Source organism: Verrucosispora sp. SN26_14.1, from assembly GCF_004307965.1.
Lineage (GTDB): Bacteria > Actinomycetota > Actinomycetes > Mycobacteriales > Micromonosporaceae > Micromonospora.
In genome coordinates this window covers 1-17,377 of sequence record NZ_SISL01000086.1, presented here as the reverse complement: position 1 = coordinate 17,377, position 17,377 = coordinate 1, and the positions used below count along the sequence as shown (strand labels likewise).

Annotated in this window: 10 protein-coding genes; 5 read left to right on the top strand and 5 right to left on the bottom strand. The window is 70.6% G+C overall.

What is annotated here, in order from left to right:
- Both EYA84_RS11120 and EYA84_RS11115 read left to right on the top strand, forming a co-directional pair.
- Positions 1-1,241 (top strand): AMP-binding protein (locus tag EYA84_RS11120; RefSeq protein WP_153227104.1); only part of this gene is annotated, 1,241 nt, incomplete at its 5' end.
- Positions 1,238-2,209 carry an NAD(P)-dependent oxidoreductase gene (locus tag EYA84_RS11115; protein ID WP_131052956.1) on the top strand — a complete coding sequence of 324 codons (972 nt, stop codon included), beginning with the start codon at positions 1,238-1,240 and terminating at the stop codon, positions 2,207-2,209. The genes EYA84_RS11120 and EYA84_RS11115, both read left to right, overlap by 4 nt.
- Before the next feature lie 211 nt (positions 2,210-2,420).
- On the opposite strand, the gene EYA84_RS11110 is transcribed toward EYA84_RS11115, so the two are convergent.
- Positions 2,421-4,934 carry a S8/S53 family peptidase gene (locus EYA84_RS11110; protein ID WP_131052955.1) on the bottom strand — a complete coding sequence of 838 codons (2,514 nt, stop codon included), beginning with the start codon at positions 4,932-4,934 and terminating at the stop codon, positions 2,421-2,423.
- A gap of 131 nt (positions 4,935-5,065) precedes the next feature.
- Between EYA84_RS11110 and EYA84_RS11105 the strand changes: the two genes are divergently transcribed.
- Positions 5,066-6,913 (top strand): RNA polymerase sigma factor, encoded by a 1,848-nt coding sequence (locus EYA84_RS11105; protein ID WP_131052954.1) that lies wholly within the window; start codon positions 5,066-5,068, stop codon positions 6,911-6,913.
- 242 nt (positions 6,914-7,155) lie between these two features.
- Entirely contained in the window at positions 7,156-7,599 is a 444-nt protein-coding gene (locus EYA84_RS11100; protein WP_131052953.1) for a hypothetical protein, read from the top strand.
- A gap of 259 nt (positions 7,600-7,858) precedes the next feature.
- On the opposite strand, the gene EYA84_RS11090 is transcribed toward EYA84_RS11100, so the two are convergent.
- Together EYA84_RS11090 and EYA84_RS11085 are read right to left on the bottom strand one after the other, a co-directional pair.
- Positions 7,859-8,338: a DUF6924 domain-containing protein gene (locus EYA84_RS11090; RefSeq protein ID WP_131052952.1), complete on the bottom strand. Its 480-nt coding sequence runs from the start codon at positions 8,336-8,338 to the stop codon at positions 7,859-7,861.
- A 311-nt stretch (positions 8,339-8,649) separates the two neighbouring features.
- Positions 8,650-9,798: an ROK family protein gene (locus EYA84_RS11085; RefSeq protein WP_131052951.1), complete on the bottom strand. Its 1,149-nt coding sequence runs from the start codon at positions 9,796-9,798 to the stop codon at positions 8,650-8,652.
- A gap of 492 nt (positions 9,799-10,290) precedes the next feature.
- On the opposite strand from EYA84_RS11085, the gene EYA84_RS11080 reads away from it, so the two are divergent.
- Positions 10,291-13,020, top strand: a complete 2,730-nt coding sequence (locus EYA84_RS11080) for a PIG-L family deacetylase (protein ID WP_131052950.1) — start codon at positions 10,291-10,293, stop codon at positions 13,018-13,020.
- A 134-nt stretch (positions 13,021-13,154) separates the two neighbouring features.
- Here the strand turns inward: EYA84_RS11080 and EYA84_RS11075 are convergent, their stop codons facing one another.
- Together EYA84_RS11075 and EYA84_RS11070 are read right to left on the bottom strand one after the other, a co-directional pair.
- Positions 13,155-16,073, bottom strand: a complete 2,919-nt coding sequence (locus EYA84_RS11075; RefSeq protein WP_236145705.1) for a tetratricopeptide repeat protein — start codon at positions 16,071-16,073, stop codon at positions 13,155-13,157.
- A 169-nt stretch (positions 16,074-16,242) separates the two neighbouring features.
- Entirely contained in the window at positions 16,243-16,920 is a 678-nt protein-coding gene (locus EYA84_RS11070; RefSeq protein ID WP_131052948.1) for a hypothetical protein, read from the bottom strand.
- Between the last annotated feature and the right edge of the window lie 457 nt (positions 16,921-17,377).

The window sequence follows — 17,377 nt, the reverse complement described above, 5'->3', positions numbered from 1 at the left end:
AGATGTGTATAGAGACAGGGGCCGGACCTGGCGCCGCCGTGATGGGCGCGCTCACCCTGGGCAAGCTCGCCCGTCTCGGTGCCGACGTCCGGGACCTTCCGGCCGCGCCAGAGCCGGACGACGACGCGGCCGTGCTGTTCACGTCCGGTTCGACCGGGCCGGCGAAGGGTGTGGTCTACACCCATCGCCAACTCGCCGCGATGCGTGACGCGCTGTTCGGCCTCGGAGTGACCGCCGACGCCGGAATCGTGGCGGCCTTCGCGCCGTTCGCACTCTTCGGACCGGCTCTCGGCACCCCGTCGGCGATCCCGGACATGAAGGTCACCGCCCCACGGACGTTGACCGCCGCCGCTCTCGCCGAGGCGGTGGCCGCAGTCGACGCCTCGGCGGTGTTCGCGTCACCGGCCGCGCTGCGCAACGTGGTCGACACCGGCGACGGGGTGGACGATCGCCAGCGCACCGCGTTGAAGAACGTGACGTTGCTGCTGAGCGCGGGCGCGCCGGTGCCCGCCGCGCTGCTGACCCAGACGCGGGCCTTGATGCCCAAGGCGCAGCCGCACACCCCCTACGGGATGACCGAGGTCCTCCCGGTCACCGACATCACCCTCGACGAGATCGTCGAGGCCGAGCCGGGTGACGGTGTGTGCGTCGGCCGGCCGCTGCCGGGCGTCGAGGTGGCGATCGCTGCGCTGGACTCGACCGGTACGCCGTCCGAGCACCCTGGTGGTGCTCCTGGGCTGACCGGCGAGATCCTGGTCAGGGCCGGGCATGTGAAGGATCGGTACGACGGGCTCTGGTTGACCGAGCGGGACAGTTCCCGCAATCCCGGGTGGCACCGCACCGGCGACGTGGGCTACCTGGATCCCGAAGGCCGGCTGTGGGTGCAGGGTCGGCTGGCCCACATCCTGCTCACCTCCGACGGCGTGCTCGCCCCGGTCGGGATCGAGCAGCAGGTCGAATCGGTGCCGCAGATCGCGCGCGCCGCAGTGGTCGGTGTGGGGCCGCCCGGGGTGGCGAAGGTCGTGGTCGTCGCCGAGACCCTGCCCGCAACCCGCCATGCGCGGCTGGCGAGCCGGGAACTGACCGACGCGGTACGTGCCGCGGCCGTGCCGCCGGTCGCGGCCGTGTTGGTGGTCCCGTCCCTGCCCACCGACATCCGCCACAACTCGAAGATCGACCGCACGCGGCTACGTCACTGGGCGGAACGTGTGCTCGCCGGCGGGAGGGTGAGCGGACTGTGAGAGTCCTGGTCACCGGTGCCAGTGGCATGCTCGGCGGCGCCACTGCCACCGCGTTGCGGATGCGGGGCGACGAGGTCCGCGTCCTGCAACGTCGGCCCAGCGGCCTGGTCGGGGTCGACGAGCGCCGCGGCGACATCACCGATCCGGAAGCCGTACGGGCGGCTGCGGAGGGGGTCGACGCCGTCGTCCACCTGGCCGCGAAGGTGTCGATGACCGGCCCGTGGCGACAGTTCGAGCACGTCAACATCGGTGGTACGGCCACCGTGCTCGCCGCCGCCCGGGCAGCCGGGGTGACCCGATTCGTGCACGTGTCCTCGCCGTCGGTCGCTCACCATGGCACCGGTCTGGTCGGCGTCGACGCCGGCGCCGCCGACCCCGAGCGGGCCCGGGGACACTACGCCCGCAGCAAGGCCTCGGCGGAGTTGCTCGCCCTGGCCGCCGACTCGCCCGACTTCGCCGTGGTGGCGATCCGCCCCCACCTGGTCTGGGGACCGGGTGACACCCAGTTGGTGGGGCGCATCGTCGCGCGGGCCCAGGCCGGCCGGTTGGCACTGGTCGGCCAGGGAACCGCCCTGATCGACACGACGTACGTGGACAACGCCGTCGACGCCCTCGTCGCCGCGCTCGACCGGGTGCCCGAGGCGGACGTACACGGGCATGCCTTTGTGGTCACCAACGGCGAGCCACGGACGGTGTACGAACTCATCGAGCGTATCTGTGTCGCCGCCGGGACGGCGCCACCGAGACTTCGGGTGCCGGTGGCCGCAGCGAAGGCCGGCGGCACCGCAGTGGAGCGGCTGTGGTCGGCCCTGGGGCGCACCGACGAGCCGCCCATGACCCGGTTTCTGGCCGAGCAGTTGTCCACCGCACACTGGTTCGACCAGAGCCGGACCCGAGAGGCACTGCGCTGGTCACCACAGGTGACGCTGGATGAGGGCTTCGTTCGGCTGGCTGCGGCGTACCGGTAGGTTCCCGCGCTCGTGGCCACCGACGGGCCCTGGGTGCATCACTTTGGCCGGGTCGACAACGGCGGCTGACGACGATGCAGTTCCCTACCGGTGGACTGTGCGCGCCGGTAGATGTCCACGCCCTGCCTCCCCCGGGCCGTAGCGGGCGTGTCCCGCGCCGCCGGAGCGACACGGGACACGCCACCGGGAGCAGGTGGTATCGCAGCCGGGGTCAGGGAGTGACCGACTCGATTCGGATCGGCACGGAGTCCACCCCGACCAGACCCGAGGAGTCGAACACCTCCAGCCACACCACCCAGGTGGTGACCGTGGTCCCGCTGTCCAACAGGCCCAGCGGGGCGGTGAGACCGGAGCAGCTCTTCGGCAGCACCACGTCGTCGACCGGGCCGCCGGTGGGCACGGCGCTGCCCTGGCAGAGCACCTTCTTGACACCCCCGTCGCCGTACGCGGTCCACCGCAGACGCATCCCGCTGATCGCCCCGTCCTCGGCGTCGGTGCCGGTACCGGCGAAGGCGACCGTCCGGGGAGTGCCGTCGTCAGTGGTCAGCGTCAGGGCCTGTGCCGGGGCGGTGATCGTGGCCGTCGGCGTGGTCTTCCCGGCCGGTGCCGCCACGACTGCGAAGGCGCGGTGGGCGCTGACGCCGTCCGCCGTGAAGGTCGCCGTGTACGAGCCCGGTGTGACCGTGGCCGCCGGCAGGAGTGCCTGGTGGCCGTTCTTCTGGAACACCACGGTGTTGCCGCGCCGCACCGTCCACGACACCTGCGAGTCGGGTACCGACCCGGGCTCGTCGGGGTCGTGAGAGGTGCCGACCAGACCGACCGACTGCCCGGCGGGAAGGGTCGATCCCACCGGCGGCGAGATGACCGCCACCGTCGTCGGGCTGTCCACCACCGTGACGGTCACCGCGGCGGAGCCGGTGCGGCCCAGGCTGTCGGTGGCGGTGGCGGTGACGACGTGGGTACCGGCCGACAGCGTCGCGAAGGTCTGCGACCCCTGGGCCAGCAGGCCGTCGATGCTGCTGGTCCAGGTCAGTGGGATCTCCTTGCCGAGGAAGTCGGTTGCCGAGCCCCACAGGTCCACCGTCTGCCCCACCCCGAACTGCTGACCCGTCTTCGGGGTGCTGATGGTCACCGTCGGCTTGCCGACCTTCACTCCCAGCGCTTCGGCGACCGCGCCCAGGGCGTCGATCCGGCGTTGGCTGCCGGTCACCTTGGCGCCCAGTCCACCGACGTGCGCGGTGTCGTTGAGAATGTCCCGGACCTCGGTGGCGGTGAGGGTGGGATCGGCGGCCAGCACCAGGGCGGCGACCCCACCCACGAACGGTGCGGCGACGCTGGTGCCGCAGGCGTTCGCGCGGGTCGTGTTGTTCCCCGGCTTCCCGGGGTCGGCGAGACCCCTGACGCACATCGGACCGTAGATCTCGACCGAGCGGGTGTGGTCGCTGGTGCCGTAGTTCGACCCGCCCGCCACCGCTGCGGTGTCCCGCATACCGCCCACACACATCACGTGGGTGCTCTCGCAGGGTACGTAGAGGGTGTCGGCGTCGACGTCCACACCGTTGTTCCCGGCGGCGGCGACGATCAACGCGCCGGTGTCCCGCACGTTCTTCATCCGCCGGTCGGTCCAGGTACGCGCGTGGGACTTGCCGAGGTCGACGTCGCGGGTGAAGCTGAGATTGACCACGTCCGGGTGGGTCGCCTCGGCGACCTTCTCCAGCCGGCGCAGCACCGTCCAGTAGTCGATGCCGTTGCGAACCGCGACGAGTTCCTTGACCACGGGTCCGGCCGGTCCGGCGGTGCCGTAGTCGTTGTCGACCCGGCCCATGCCGGCGAGGACGACGTCGGTGCCGTGCCACGGGCAGGGCGTACCGCCGGTGCAGTCGTTGGTGTTGGCCTTGCCCCACTCCACCGTGTGCAGCGACACCTTGTCCGGGAAGTCGGGGTTGTGGGTGAACCCACCGTCGAGCACCAGGTACTTCACCTGCTTGGTCAGCCGACCTTTGGACTGGAGGAGCTGCCAGGCGGGCGCGACGCCGGTGTCCATCGCACCCCCGGCCCGCATGAACGACCAGTCGAAGACGTTGTGCGCGAAGTCGGGCGCCTCGAAGACCTCGCCGTCGGTGATGCCGGTCGGCTCCACCAGCCAGTCGAGGACGAGTTCGGTGCCGACTCGCCACTCGGCTGCGGCCAGGGCGAGCAGCCGCAGTGCCCGCTCGTCACCGACCCGGTACTCGCCGGACTGTCGGGGCTCGGCGGCGAGCAGGTCACCGACCAGCCCGGCCGGGTCGGCCCGGTCGGCGTCCACCCGGACCAGGTGGTCCTGCCCCTGGTCGTCCGGGGCGAACGAGTCGAGGACCTGTCCGCCCCAGCGCGTCAGGAAGGCGTCCAACTCGGCCTGGTCGGCGACCCGCACCATCACCTCGTCGAGGACCAGCCCGGCGGGGGACCCGCTCGGCCCCGCCACCACCCCGAGCTCCCGGTCGGTTCCGAGCCGACCCACCGGGTCGATCGGTAGCCGGGGTGCGGACAGTGCCGGGTCGACCCGGAAGGCCAGCGGCTGCGCCACGGTGGTGCCGGAGGCCGTGGCCGGGCCGCCGGGGGTGGGCGCGGCGACGGCGTCCAGCGGGGTGGACGTGACGAGCCCACCGGCGAGTGTGGCCACCACGGCGGCGGTCAGCAGGCGGCGGACGGGTGCCCGCCGGTGGACGGGACGTGTCGGTGTCATCGGTGTCTCCTCGATGTCGGTGATGCGGTGACACCGGTGGGAGCAGCCGAGGGTCGGGATGCCAACAGAAAAGTCCAGAAGTTTTTCCGCTTCGCTCTAATGGAACCGTCGACGGGGGGGCGGGAGCAGGGATGGATACGGCGGCTCAGGACGACAGGAGCCTGGTCGAGGCGGTACGCCGGGGTGACCCGGCCGGGCTGGAGGGCGTGTACCGGCGCTACGCCGACCGGCTGCACACGTACGCCCGGGCGATGGTGCACGAGCCGGAGGCCGCCGCCGACGCCCTTCATGACGCGTTCCTCGTCGCCGGCCGGCGCATGGATCAACTGCGCGATCCTGACCGTCTTCGTCCCTGGCTGTACGCGATCGTGCGTAACGAGTGCCTGCGGTACCTTCGCGAGGGGGCCCGTTCCAGGCCGTGGGGAGAGACCGACGACCCGGTCGCTGACCTGCCGGACCCGGGGGTGGGTGTCAATGCCGACCAGGTGCGCGCTCTCGTCCACGCCGCTGCGGCGTCCCTCAGCCCCGGTGACCGCGAGGTGGTCCACCTGGCGATCCGCCACGATCTGTCGTCCGCCGACATCGGCGCGGCCCTCGGTTTGCCCGCCAACCACGCCCACGCCCGTCTGTCTCGGGCACGCTCTCAGTTGGAGCGGGCGCTCGGCGCTCTGCTCGTGGCGCGCGGCGGTGCCCGGGACTGTCCGGCGCTGGCGGACCTGGTGGCGGGTTGGCAGGGCCGATTCACCCCGACCCTGCGGAAACGGGTCGCCCGGCACGTCGACGACTGTGGGCGGTGCGGACTGCTCCGGCGGGACCAGCTGAGTCCGGCGGCGTTGCTGTCGGCCTACACGGCACCGGCGTTCCTCGTCGCCGCTGACGCGTCGTGGCCGGACCCGACCACCTCCGAGACTGCCACCGATGCGGTCTCGTCCGGGGACCCGGTGCAGGACGTCTCGGAGGGCGATCCGGTGCGCGCCGGTTCGTCCGGCGACCCGTCGGAGAGCGTCTCCCCGGAGGGTTCGTCGGGGGGCGGTTCGTCCGGCGACCCGTCGGAAAGTGTCTCCCCTGAGGGTCCGTCAGGGGACGGCTCCGGTGACGCGGCGGAGGGCTCCTCGTCGGGGAAGGTGGCGGTGCGGACCGGGGAGTCTGCCGGTGGGGCGGGGCACGGCGTGGAGGCGGGCGACGACACCGCTGCCGAGGCGGACCAGCCGACGGCCCGTCGCGGCGGGCCGACCCGAGGCGGGGGTGCGCGTACCGCAGGGTCTTCCGGTCGTCAGGCGTCCGCGAGGTCGCGTCGGCGACGTCGGGTGGCCGCGACCGCCCTCCTGGGGGCGCTCCTGGTCGGCGCCGGTGTCTGGGCGCTCACGCCCGGGCCGCTCATCGGCGACCGGGTGACTGTCGCCGGCGTACCGGCCGAGGGGCCGACGGGGCCTGCCGGGGCGGCGGACCCGGCGGGACGGCGAGGGGACGACACCGACGGCGTCTCCGGTGGGGCACCTGCGCCCCGGCAGGACGGTGGGACCGTCGGTGCGGAACCACCGCCCACACCGACCACCCCGCCCACGGCAGGCCCGACGGCGCTCCGGCCGACCACAGTACGGCCGACCACGGCGCGGCCGAGTCCGGTCCGGCCGAGCACCCCACGCCCGGCGGCGCCCCGACCCTCGGCCACGGCGCGGTTGGTCGCGCCGTTCACTGTCTCGGCCGACGCGCACGTGCGCTGCGGCGCGGACAGCTACAACCTGGTCGTCCAGGCCACCGGCAGCACCACAGTCGAGGCGGCGCAGGTGTACTGGAGACCGGCGGGTGGCCGTACGGCGAGTCGGGCCATGACCGGACAGGGAAGCTCGGCGCGGGCCACAGTGCAGCGGCTCCGGACGGCGACGGTGACGTGGTGGGTACAAGCAACCGGTGTGGACGGCCAGGCCGCGCGGACCTCGGCCACCACGGTCGCCGATCCCTGTATCCGGCCGGGCTGACCGGCCGCGCCCGGCACCGGTCGCCCGAAGGGTGGCCTCCGGCCGCTCCCCTACCGGTCCGCTAAGGGGCAGAACCCCCACCCGTCAACCAGGCCGCCGCAGGTGGGTAGCCGAGCAGCACCCGCCGGTGGCCGAGACCGACGGGGCGCCCGGGCCGGACGAGAATGACCAGCGACCTATGATCGCGGTGAGGACGAAGCGCCAGGCCGCGATTCCGGCACCGGCGTGAGAGAGGTGTCAGGATGTTCGGTTGGAAGAACAAGCTCAACGACCTGGTGGCGCAGCTCAGGCCCGACCTGAGTCGGGAATCGCTCGGCGTCGGACCCGACTTCCCGGGCATCGCGCCGAACCCGCTCCTCAGCAGAGATGCACAGAAGCGCAATGCGGAACTGCGTACGGGGGCGCTTGCGCTCGGCGTTCTCGTCGATTGGCGAGAGGTGAGCAACGATGGCAGTCCACGCGTGGTCCTGATGTTCGACGTGGAGACCGCCGACGGCACCTCGTTTCGCGGCATCGCGGACGAAGACCTCACGATCACCGAGCTCACCCGACTCTCCCCAGGACAGACGTTGCCCGTGCGCTACCGGCCGGCCGTCATGGACCACTACGTCGCCCTTGCCAGGGACGCGGACCCCGTCCGTGTGCAGCAGCTCGCTGACGAGATCGCGAGCCGCAAGCGGACCTGACCCGACGCCTTTGTCCGGGTGCGGTTAGTAGTGCTGTGACCAGGGTGGTTCACCATGGTCGGAAGGCGGCCAGGGACAAGCGCACGTGAAACGGCCGGTATTACTGGGGCATGCAGGAAGAGAGTGCCCGCTCCCCGATCGACACGTTCATCTTCGCGTTCAATTCCTCGGACGTCAGCTATGTGGCGGCTGCCCGCCTCTCGCAGTCGCTGACCTCAAGCGTGGGCCGTATTACCCTGGCCCGCACCATAGTGGGGTGCTACTTGAAGCCGCGGAAGATGCCGTCGCCGTCGACGTTCTCGGCGAAATCCTCCCAGTCCATGTTCGCGATCGTGAGATTGTTCTGCACCGACCACATCTCTGACGGCACGACTCGGAACGTGGCAGAGTACTGAGGCCCCTGGCCCTGTTCGTCGTCGTCCTCGTCGTCTTCGTCCTCGTCGTCTTCGTCGTCGAGGTTCACCACCAGGATCGGGCGGTCCGGGTGGGTGAGCGTCTCTGCGTCGACGAGGAACGCGACGGCGTGATCGCTGTCTGCGGGCACCATCTCCACCAGTTGCGGCGGCGTGATGTTCTCGAAGGCGCGGTCATCGACGAATGCAACGAACGCCGTGAACTCTTCCTTCGTCTGCGGTTCAGCGATCGCTACCTGAATCTCTTCCCATTCCTGCGAACGGGAGAAGTCGGTACGGATAACCAGGGAAGCGTCGGAGTCCTGGTCCCAGATGCCATCATCCACGCGGGCGAGGATAGCCCAACCCGACGACATCCGACGCACCCGCATCGGGAGGATCCGCGCCCGGCAGGGAACGGCTGGCCCCGGCAATACTCGTCGCACAACGACACCGGCTCAGGATCGCCACCAGGCGAGACGTAGGCGTAGACCGTCTGTTCGAGCAACTCCGGGTGGGCGTACCTGTCGGTGCCCGCTGCGACCATGACCTCGAACCGCGCGGGATCTTCTCCCGCGAACGCGAGGGAGGCCGTCGCGATCTGTGCGGCACGGACCACCAGCGTCGTTCCGACTTCGAGGGTGTTGAAGGCTCCCGGTCAGGGCAGCAGCGGCAGGGGGAAGGTGGCCGACAGCGCGTAGCTGATCGCTCCATGCAGCACCGCCTGGTCGCCGAGGGTGGCTCGGCGTACCTGGGTGGGAGCTGGAGTCCCGGCGCAGACGAGGCTCTGTATCTGGGCGAGGCGCGCGTCGTCAAGCTCGGCGGCGGCACCGCTGAGCAGCACCAGTCCCGGATCGACCACACAGGCGCAGGAGAGGATGAGCCTGGCCCAGGCGTCGAGGACCTCGTCGAGATAGTCGCGGGCCGGTGCGGACGCGGCGGCCAGCTGGATCAGTTCCCGTACCGGCGACTCGGGTCGGCGTCCCGGATGCAGGGCGACCACCCGTTCCGCGATGGCGTTCGCCGACCACCGGGCCTCGAACTCGCCGACACCGCGGTTGCTGCGTCTCGGTGCGCTGTCCAGGGGTAGGAAGCCGACCTCGCCCGCCGCGCCGCTGGCGCCCCGGCGGACCTTGCCGTCGAGGACGAGTCCCGCGCCGATGCCGTCGGCCACGTGGATCAGGAGCAGGTCCGTGACGTCCGCCCCGGCACCGGCGACGCACTCGCCGGCAGCCATGAGGTTGACGTCGTTGTCGACGACGACGGGTACGCCGAGCCGCCGCTGCACCGACTCGCCGATCGGCCACGCATCGACCAGTCCCACCGACGGTGCGAGTCGTACCGCACCGTTCGTGGAGACCCCGGGCACGGCGATCGCGACCCCACGCAGCGCCGGCAGGTTGCTGCCGACCAGTTCGAGGACGAACGTGCAGATGGTGTCGACCACGTCGTCACCGAGCCGCGCGGTGCGGTGCGCGATGAGGACGCCTTCGCTGTCGGCGATCTCGCAGCTGATCCGCGGAGGCTCGAGTGAGACCGCGGCGACGAGTTCGGCACGTGGGTTGAACTCGAGCATCTCCCGGGGTCGCCCGGTGGTGGCAGCACCCGGTCCCCGTTCGATGAGGTAGCCCTCGGCGATGAGTTCCCGCACGAGTGCGGTCACGGTGGCTGCGGGGAGGCCGGTCGTCTCGGTCAGGTCCACTCGGGACAGCAGCCGCGCCTGCCGGGCGGCCACGATCACCGAGAGGCGTTTGATCTCCCGGGAGCGTTCGCGACTGACCGGACTGGTCGGCGCTTGCTTGGACACGCTTCCTTCCTACTGAGAAGAAAAGACGGCGTCAAGTAACGGAATTGTCTCGACGCACGTCAGTCCGGCCGGCGCATCGGACATCGACCCCAGCTACCAAAAGGCTCCAAGCCGGGCAAACCTTTCTTATCGACTCGGGTGGCGGGACCGCCGCAGGTGCCGTCCTCAGCGCAATCGTTTCTTCAGAGAAGGAAGAAAGTCGTCGGAAACTCTTGACTATGTATCTGACGCATCCCTAGCGTTACCGCCCGAAGGCCTTCCGGTTGATCACCTCTACGTTGACCAGCCGCTATCCCCCATCGCGCGTACCGCCCAGTCTGCGACGGCACGCGCACCACCACCGTCTAGCAACCACGACGCACGGAGACCGTTCCCGGTCTCCAGCGGACACCTGTCCGCGATCGATGCCCGGCGCGAGTCACGCGTCTGTCGACCTTCGGCCCGCCGGTAGCCGCCCTAGACGCAGCACTCGTCCCCACGAGAGGTATGCCCATGAGATGGCGCACCACAGCGACGATCGCCATGTGCGGTCTGCTGTCGCTGGGCCTGGCCAGTCCGGTTCAGGCCCACCCCGAGGGCTCATCGCCCAAGTCCACTTCGAAGAGCCCGTCCAAGAAGTCCGACAAGCCGGTCGACCTGGACATCATGTTCATCGGCGCGCACCCCGACGACGAGGCCAGCCAACTCGGCATGCTCGGGTACTGGAACGAGTACCAGGGAATGAAGGCCGGCGTCATCACCACCACCCGCGGTGAGGGCGGCGGGAATGCCGTCGGCCTCGAGGAAGGCCCTGCACTCGGCATCCTCCGGGAGGCCGAGGAGCGGCGGGCGGTGGCCTGGTCCGGTATCGACCACATCTACAACCTGGACGCGCTCGACTTCTGGTACACCGCCAGCGCTCCCCTGACCGAGGAGGTCTGGGGCTACGAGGAGACCCTGTCCCGGATCGTGCGGGTCCTGCGCACCACCAAGCCCGAGGTCATCCTCACGATGAACCCCTCCGCGACCCAGGGCAACCACGGCAACCACCAGAAGGCCGCCATGCTGGCCGTGGAGGCCTTCTACGCCGCGGCCGACCCGAAGGCCTTCCCGGAACAGATCACCAAGGAAGGGCTCAAGCCCTGGCGGGTCTCCCGGATCTTCCAGACCGGCGGCAGCGGCTCCGGCAGCAGCGGCCCCGCGTGCGAGACCACCTTCACGCCGACCGAGTCCAGTGACGTCATCTTCGGCACCTGGCAGGGCTACGAGTCGGTGCGTCACGACGGCCAGCGGTGGAACACGGTCCAGACCTTCGCCCGCCGGGAGTACGTGTCGCAGGGCTGGGGCAACAGCGCCTTCCCGACGACCGACCCGGCCAGCATCGGCTGCAACCGGCTGAACCTGATCGACAGCCGCACCCCGTATCCGGACCCCAACGTGGGCGCCGGCACCGGGGCGCTCCAGGGCGCCACCCTGCGCGCTCCCGGTGGGCTGCCGCTCGGCACCGAGATCCACGTACGACCGCAGAACTGGGAGGTCCTCGCCGGACAGCCCATCCGCGTGGACACGGTCCTGTACGCCGAGCGGGCCGTCCCGGGTGCCAAGGTCGCCCTGAAGGTTCCGGCCGGCTGGAAGGTGAGCGGCAAGGGCGACGTCGGTACGCTCACCCCGCGCAAGCAGGTCGTGAAGAGCTTCACGGTCACCCCGCCCGCGCAGCTCGAGGTGGGTACGCGGTTCCGCATCGAGGCCACGATGACCAGCCGCAAGGACGGCAGTGGCACCAGCAGTGCGCGGGTGCAGGCGACCGCTCCGGTCCGGGGCACCCTTGAGCCGCTGCCGGAGATCGCCGATTTCCGTGAGTGGACGTTGCGCAACAAGAACCAGCAGCTCAACGCGCTCATCGAGTCCCTGCTGAGCATCCCCAGTGGTGCCACCCGCAGCGTCCGGGTCGACCTGACCAACCACAGCACCCAGGTCCAGTCCGGAACCGTCAAGCTGCACGTGCCGGCCGGATTCTCGGTGGCGGAGCAGCAACTGCCGTACACCGGGCTGCAGCCGGGTGCCCGCGGTTCGGTGACCTTCACGGTCACCAACACCGACGCCTCACTGCCGACCGCCAACCGGGCGCCGGACAACGGCGCGTACCGGGTGCGGATCGAGACCAGCTACCACGGTGGCAGCGCCACCGAGCCGGGGGCGTTCAACCTGGTGCCGGTCACCACGATCCCGAGGGCCACCACCGCGCCGTCCGTCGACGGCACGGCCGCACCGGGTGAGTACACCGGCGAGGTCATCGACATCTCCACCCGCTGGGAGGGCACCGACGCACCGCCGCAGGACATCTCCGGCACCGCGCAGCTCACCTACACCGACGATGCCCTGTACGCCATCTTCACCATCACCGACGACGTACTCGGCACCGTCCTGCCTCCCGAGGACTGCAAGCGTCCGCGCCGCAACGACAACATCGAGTTCGGTATCGACCCGCGAGGCAACTCGGCGAACACCTCCACGGTGTTCAACGTGGCGCTCTTCCCGACGACCGACGACCCGGCCAACGGCAACCCGCCGTGCTTCGCCCGGGAGCGGGACAACCACCAGGGTGGCCCGGAGACCGCACCGGGTCTCGAGATCGCCTCTGTCGTCACCAGCAACCCGTACACCGGCTACCGGATCGAGGTCAAGGTGCCGTTCGACGTGCTGCCGGACGCCGTCGACCCGGCGCGGATGGGCCTGAACATCCTGGTGAACGACTCGGACACGCAGGACCTGACCGCGCAGACCCGGGTCGGCTGGTCGACCTGGAGCGGTGTGCGGGCCGACCCGTGGCGGTGGGGCATCACGACCCTGCCGGGTCTGCCGGCGCTGCCGTCGGCGCCGAAGGCTCCGGTCATGCCCGACACCGCGGCGCTGAGCGTCGAATCGCCGCAGACGATCCTGCAGTCCGTCTCGGACGGAGTGGCGCCGGGTGGTTACGCGGCACTACCGGGCAACACGGTCAAGATCAAGAAGGTCGTCCGGACCTCCTCGAAGGTCTCGGTGGACCTCCAGGTGAAGCAGCGCGGCACCGCCCGGGTCTTCATCTGGGACGGGGAGCGGGTGCTGGCACAGACCACGGCCACGCTGAGCAAGAGCCACACCCTTGTCCTGCCGCTGAGCGGGCGCCTGCCGGCCGGTACGTCGCTGCTCGTCTCGTACGAGCACGGCGCCGCCACCACCGGTCTCGCTCACCGGCTGAGCTGACCGGACAGGTCAGCGCGTCGATCTGACGCGCGGCCCCGATGGGCCGGGCCTTGCGGCCCGGCCCATCGGCGTACCCGCCCGGAACTGACAGCCGCCTACCACATGGTTCGGAATCGGCCCGGACGGAGTCTGGATCACCTGCCTGTCGTGCGTAGCGGCTCCCGCTGGGCGCGGGCGATGCCCTCGTGTGCGTGTTCCTGTTCGTCGTGGTCGCCGGTCGCGGTGGCGATCGACAGCGCGGCGGCGTGCCGGGCCACGGCCTCGGTGGTACGGCCCACGACCGTCAGTACTTCACCGAGGATGTTGAGTGCGCTCGCCTCCCCGTAGCGATGCCCGATCGAACGCAGGATGCGGATCGCCACGGTCAGGTCGCCGACGGCCCGCGCGTGGTCGCCGCGAATGCCGTGCACCCGGCCCAGGTTCGTGAGCGCGACGGCTTCGCCGTAGGCGTGTCCGGCCGCGCGGAAGATGTCGCGTGCCGCCGACAGATGCCCGGCCGCCTCGTCGTGCCGCCCGAGGCTGGTGCACACGTCGCCGAGGTTCGTCAGGGCGCTGGCCGCTCCGACCGCGGCACCGGCCTCGCGGAACAGGGCAGTGGCGCGAAGCAGTTGGTCGTACGCCTCGCCGAGATGGCCCGGGCGGGTATTGGCGTTGCCGAGGTTCACCAGCGTAGATGCTTCGCCGTACCGGTCGCCGGCCTGGCGGTAGGCGGCGAGCGCGGCCCGTTGGTGCGCGGCGGCGTCGTCGCGGCCGAGACGTTCGTAGACGATGCCGAGGTTGGACAGGGCCCGGGCGGCGCCGAGTTGGTCGCCGCACCGGTTCAGGATCGCGACAGCCTCGGACAGGTGCGTCTCGGCGAGTTCGTAGCGGCCGAGCAGCCGGTGTACGGCACCGATGTTGGTCAGCGCCACGCCGTGTCGGGCCGGGTCGCCGCTGTACTGTGCCGCTTCGAGCGCGTAGCCGTGCAACGCCTCGGCGTGGGTGTAGCCGCCGCCCTCGAGGTGGCGGTAGAGCGTGGCGGCGAGGTCGGTCGTGAACTGGGGGCGGTCGTGTTCTAGCCCGGCGGCGGCGGTGGCGACGAGGCCGGGCAGTTCCGCGTCCAGCCAGGCACGTGCCGCAGCCTCGTCGGGAAAGCTCTGCGCGCGATCCACCGCCGGGCGGTGTGCCCGGTCGGCGGGGTGCAGCCGGTCCATCGCTGCCGCGGTCGTGGCGAGCAGGTGGGCGTGCAGCCGGTCGATGGCCCGGCCGGGATCGTCGGCGGCGGCCAGCTCGACGGCGTATGCGCGCAGCAGGTCGTGCATGGCGTAACGGCCGGACGGTTCGGCGCGTATGAGGTGCTTGCGGGCCAGCAGTTCGAGGTGTAGCGCGGCGTCGGTGCGCGTCATGGCGGCGAGCGCGGAGGCGGCGTCCTTGTCGAACGACGGGCCGGGATGCAGTCCGAGGTGCCGGAACAGCCGGGCCGCCTCCGCGGGAAGCTGCCGGTAGGACCAGGAGAACACCACTCTTACTGCCGCCCGCACGTCACCACCCGGATCCAGTAGCCGCAGCCGCCGCTGCCGGTCGGCGAGCTCGCTCACCAGCCCGGCGAGCGGCTCTGCGGGCCGGAACGCCGCGAGTTCGGCCGCGACCCGCAGGGCCAGTGGGAGGTGTGCACACTGCCGAGCCAGGGCGGCCGCGGCCTCCGGTTCCTGATCGATGCGTACGCCGACGAGCGAGCGCAGCAGCTTCAGCGCCTCCGGGAAGGAGAGCAGATCCAGCATGAGGCGGCGGGCGCCGTGCAGGGCGACCAGTCCGGCGAGGCTGTCCCGGCTGGTGATGAGGACCGTCGCGGCACCCGTACCCGGGATCAGGGGCCGGACCTGGTCGACGGAGGCGGCGTTGTCGAGCAGGATCAGCAGGCGGCGGCCCGCTGTCTCGGCCCGGTACCGGGCGGCCCGGCGGTCGAGGTCGGTCGGGATGTCTGCGGCCAGGACGCCAAGGGACTCCAAGAGGTGTCCGAGCGCGGACCTGGCCGAGACGGGACGGCGCGGATCGTAGCCACGCAGGTCCAGATGCAGTTGCCCATCGGGAAACCGATCGCGTGTGCGGTGTGCCCACCGCACCGCCAGGGTCGTCTTGCCGACCCCGGCGGTGCCGCAGACCACGCCGATCCGGATCGCCGTGCCCTGGTCGCTGACCAACTCGTCCAAGGCGGACAGCTCGGCCTCGCGTCCGGTGAAGCCGGCGGCCTCCGCCGGAAGCTGGTTGACCGGCGGCGCGGTGGGGGCTGTGCCGGCCGGTGAATCCAGCGGCGGTACGGGTGCCTCGTCATCGAGTACACGCAGGTAGGCCGCGACGAGGTCCGCCCCTGGGCCGACGCCCAGTTCCTCGGCCAGGTGCCGGCGCGCGACGTCGTAGGCAGTCAACGCCTCGGCACGCCGACCGGTGGCGTGGTACGTCAGGATCAGCCGCGCCTGCACCGCCTCGTCCAACGGGTGTGTCGCCGCTTCCTCACGCAGCAACGGCAGGGCCCGGTCGCCGGATCCCAGGGCCAGCATCACGTCGGCGTAGCGGGCCACCGCCGCGCGGCGTTCGTCGAGCAGCGAGCGGACCATCGGATGCCCTTCGAGCGCGGGCGCATCGGCGAACGGTGCTCCCTGCCACATGTCGAGCGCGTCGGCAAGCTGCGCCGCGACGCTCCGGCTGTCGCCGTGTCGGTCCGCTTCCGCTGCGGCGGCCAGCAGGTCGTGGAACCGGTCGAGATCGACCGCGCCGGTCGCCAGTCGCAGCGCGTACCCGCCACCGACAAAGGGCAGAACCGTGCTGGGCAGGTGGGCTCGCCGGTCGGGTTCGAGGAGCCGGCGTAGATGCTTCACATGGGTCTGGATCACGTTGGTGGCGCTGGGGGGCGCCTGTGCGCCCCACAACACGTCGACGATGCGCGAACCCGGCAACGGGCGGCCCTTCGCGAGCACGAGCAGACCGAGCACGGCGCGACGGCTGGCCGGACCGAGGCCGATCTCCGTGCCATCGCGCCAGAGCCGGATGGGACCGAGGACCTGGATGACAAGCAATCCGCACTCCCTCGCAGCAATGCTCGAGGTCTTCATTCTCGTGCGTCATCCAGCAAGATTCCAGATAGATCGGCGACGTTGTCTGCCCCTGCGGGAGCGGGACGGTCCTCAGGGGACACCGTCGAAGCAGCCGGGGGCCGCGATGACCGCGGCCCCCGGCTCGTCATCCTTAGAGCGGGCATCCACTCGGATAGACCTGGCGATCGCATCCGCCCGCGTTTCCGAAGCCGTCGACTGTCAGCTCGTTGATCGGGTGGAAGTAGTAGTAGACCGGGCTACCGATCGGTCCGGGCAGCCACAGCGCGATCGTGAACTGCCGACCGCTGAACTGCGTCGTGACGACCTCGGCGAATCCGTTCAGTATCCACCGGCGGGTCGTGTTGCGGTTCAATGCGCCACCGACCGAAACCTGGTAGGCGCGGTTGATCCAGACGGCGCCCTCGGTGGCCTGGTAGAAGACGACAGGCAGCGTCGTCGCGTTGTTGTCGATCGGATAGCACCACTCCACCGTGAACGGCCAGTGCACGAGCGTCGTGTCGCCGGGGCCGTACACCCCGTCGCCGTTGTCGAAGAAGATCACGTACGCCGAGTTGTAGACAGGACACGTCACCTGGATCGGATCGGCGGACATGCCGCTGCGGGTGTCGGGTACCGTCTTGGTCGTCGCCTTACCTGCGGTTCCTTCGATGACAGTGGCCGTCTTGATCTCCGTCTTGCCAGCGGTCACCTTCGTCGCCTCCGACGCCGGCGCTGGTGCGGCGACGCCCGGCGAGGCGAAGCCCACCGCCACGGTGACCATTGTCGCCAGCAGCACGGTCGTGCGCCGTTGCCATGAGGTCGTGGCCATCACGCGTCTCGCCCCAATCCACATTGCCCGTTCTCGACACCGACGTTGGCCATCAGACGCATTCTCATCCGATCTCCTTTCGAGGTGGCCTCTCCCCTATTGCTGACGAAGGTTCCACTGTCCACTGGACAGATGCTGGACAGATGCTGGACATCGACGATCAGCCCCCTGCACCGGTGGACGCGGCCGTTCACCAGGGTCGTCGTCGCCGCGACGACGGTCGGGTTGGATCTGACGAGCCCCCGGGGGGCACGGGTTGCGGGAGCCGCCGATCCGACTGTGGGATCACCCATAGTCGTCGGACCTTCACAGCCGGTCTCGACTCCCCGATCCTTCATGCGTGACAATCGATCGCACCACGCTCGCCGCGGTCCTGACCGTCGCGATGCTCGTACCGCCGTGGGTGGCAACCCCGGCCTCCGCCGCCGGGGCCCGCCCCCCGGCCCGGACGTTGCCC

Bases quoted from the DNA above. Each gene is read 5' to 3' on its own strand.
- EYA84_RS11110 (WP_131052955.1), bottom strand. From the start codon at position 4,934: ATGACACCGACACGTCCCGTCCACCGGCGGGCACCCGTCCGCCGCCTG.
- EYA84_RS11100 (WP_131052953.1), top strand. From the start codon at position 7,156: ATGTTCGGTTGGAAGAACAAGCTCAACGACCTGGTGGCGCAGCTCAGG.
- EYA84_RS11070 (WP_131052948.1), bottom strand. From the start codon at position 16,920: ATGGCCACGACCTCATGGCAACGGCGCACGACCGTGCTGCTGGCGACA.
- EYA84_RS11080 (WP_131052950.1), top strand. From the start codon at position 10,291: ATGAGATGGCGCACCACAGCGACGATCGCCATGTGCGGTCTGCTGTCG.
- EYA84_RS11105 (WP_131052954.1), top strand. From the start codon at position 5,066: ATGGATACGGCGGCTCAGGACGACAGGAGCCTGGTCGAGGCGGTACGC.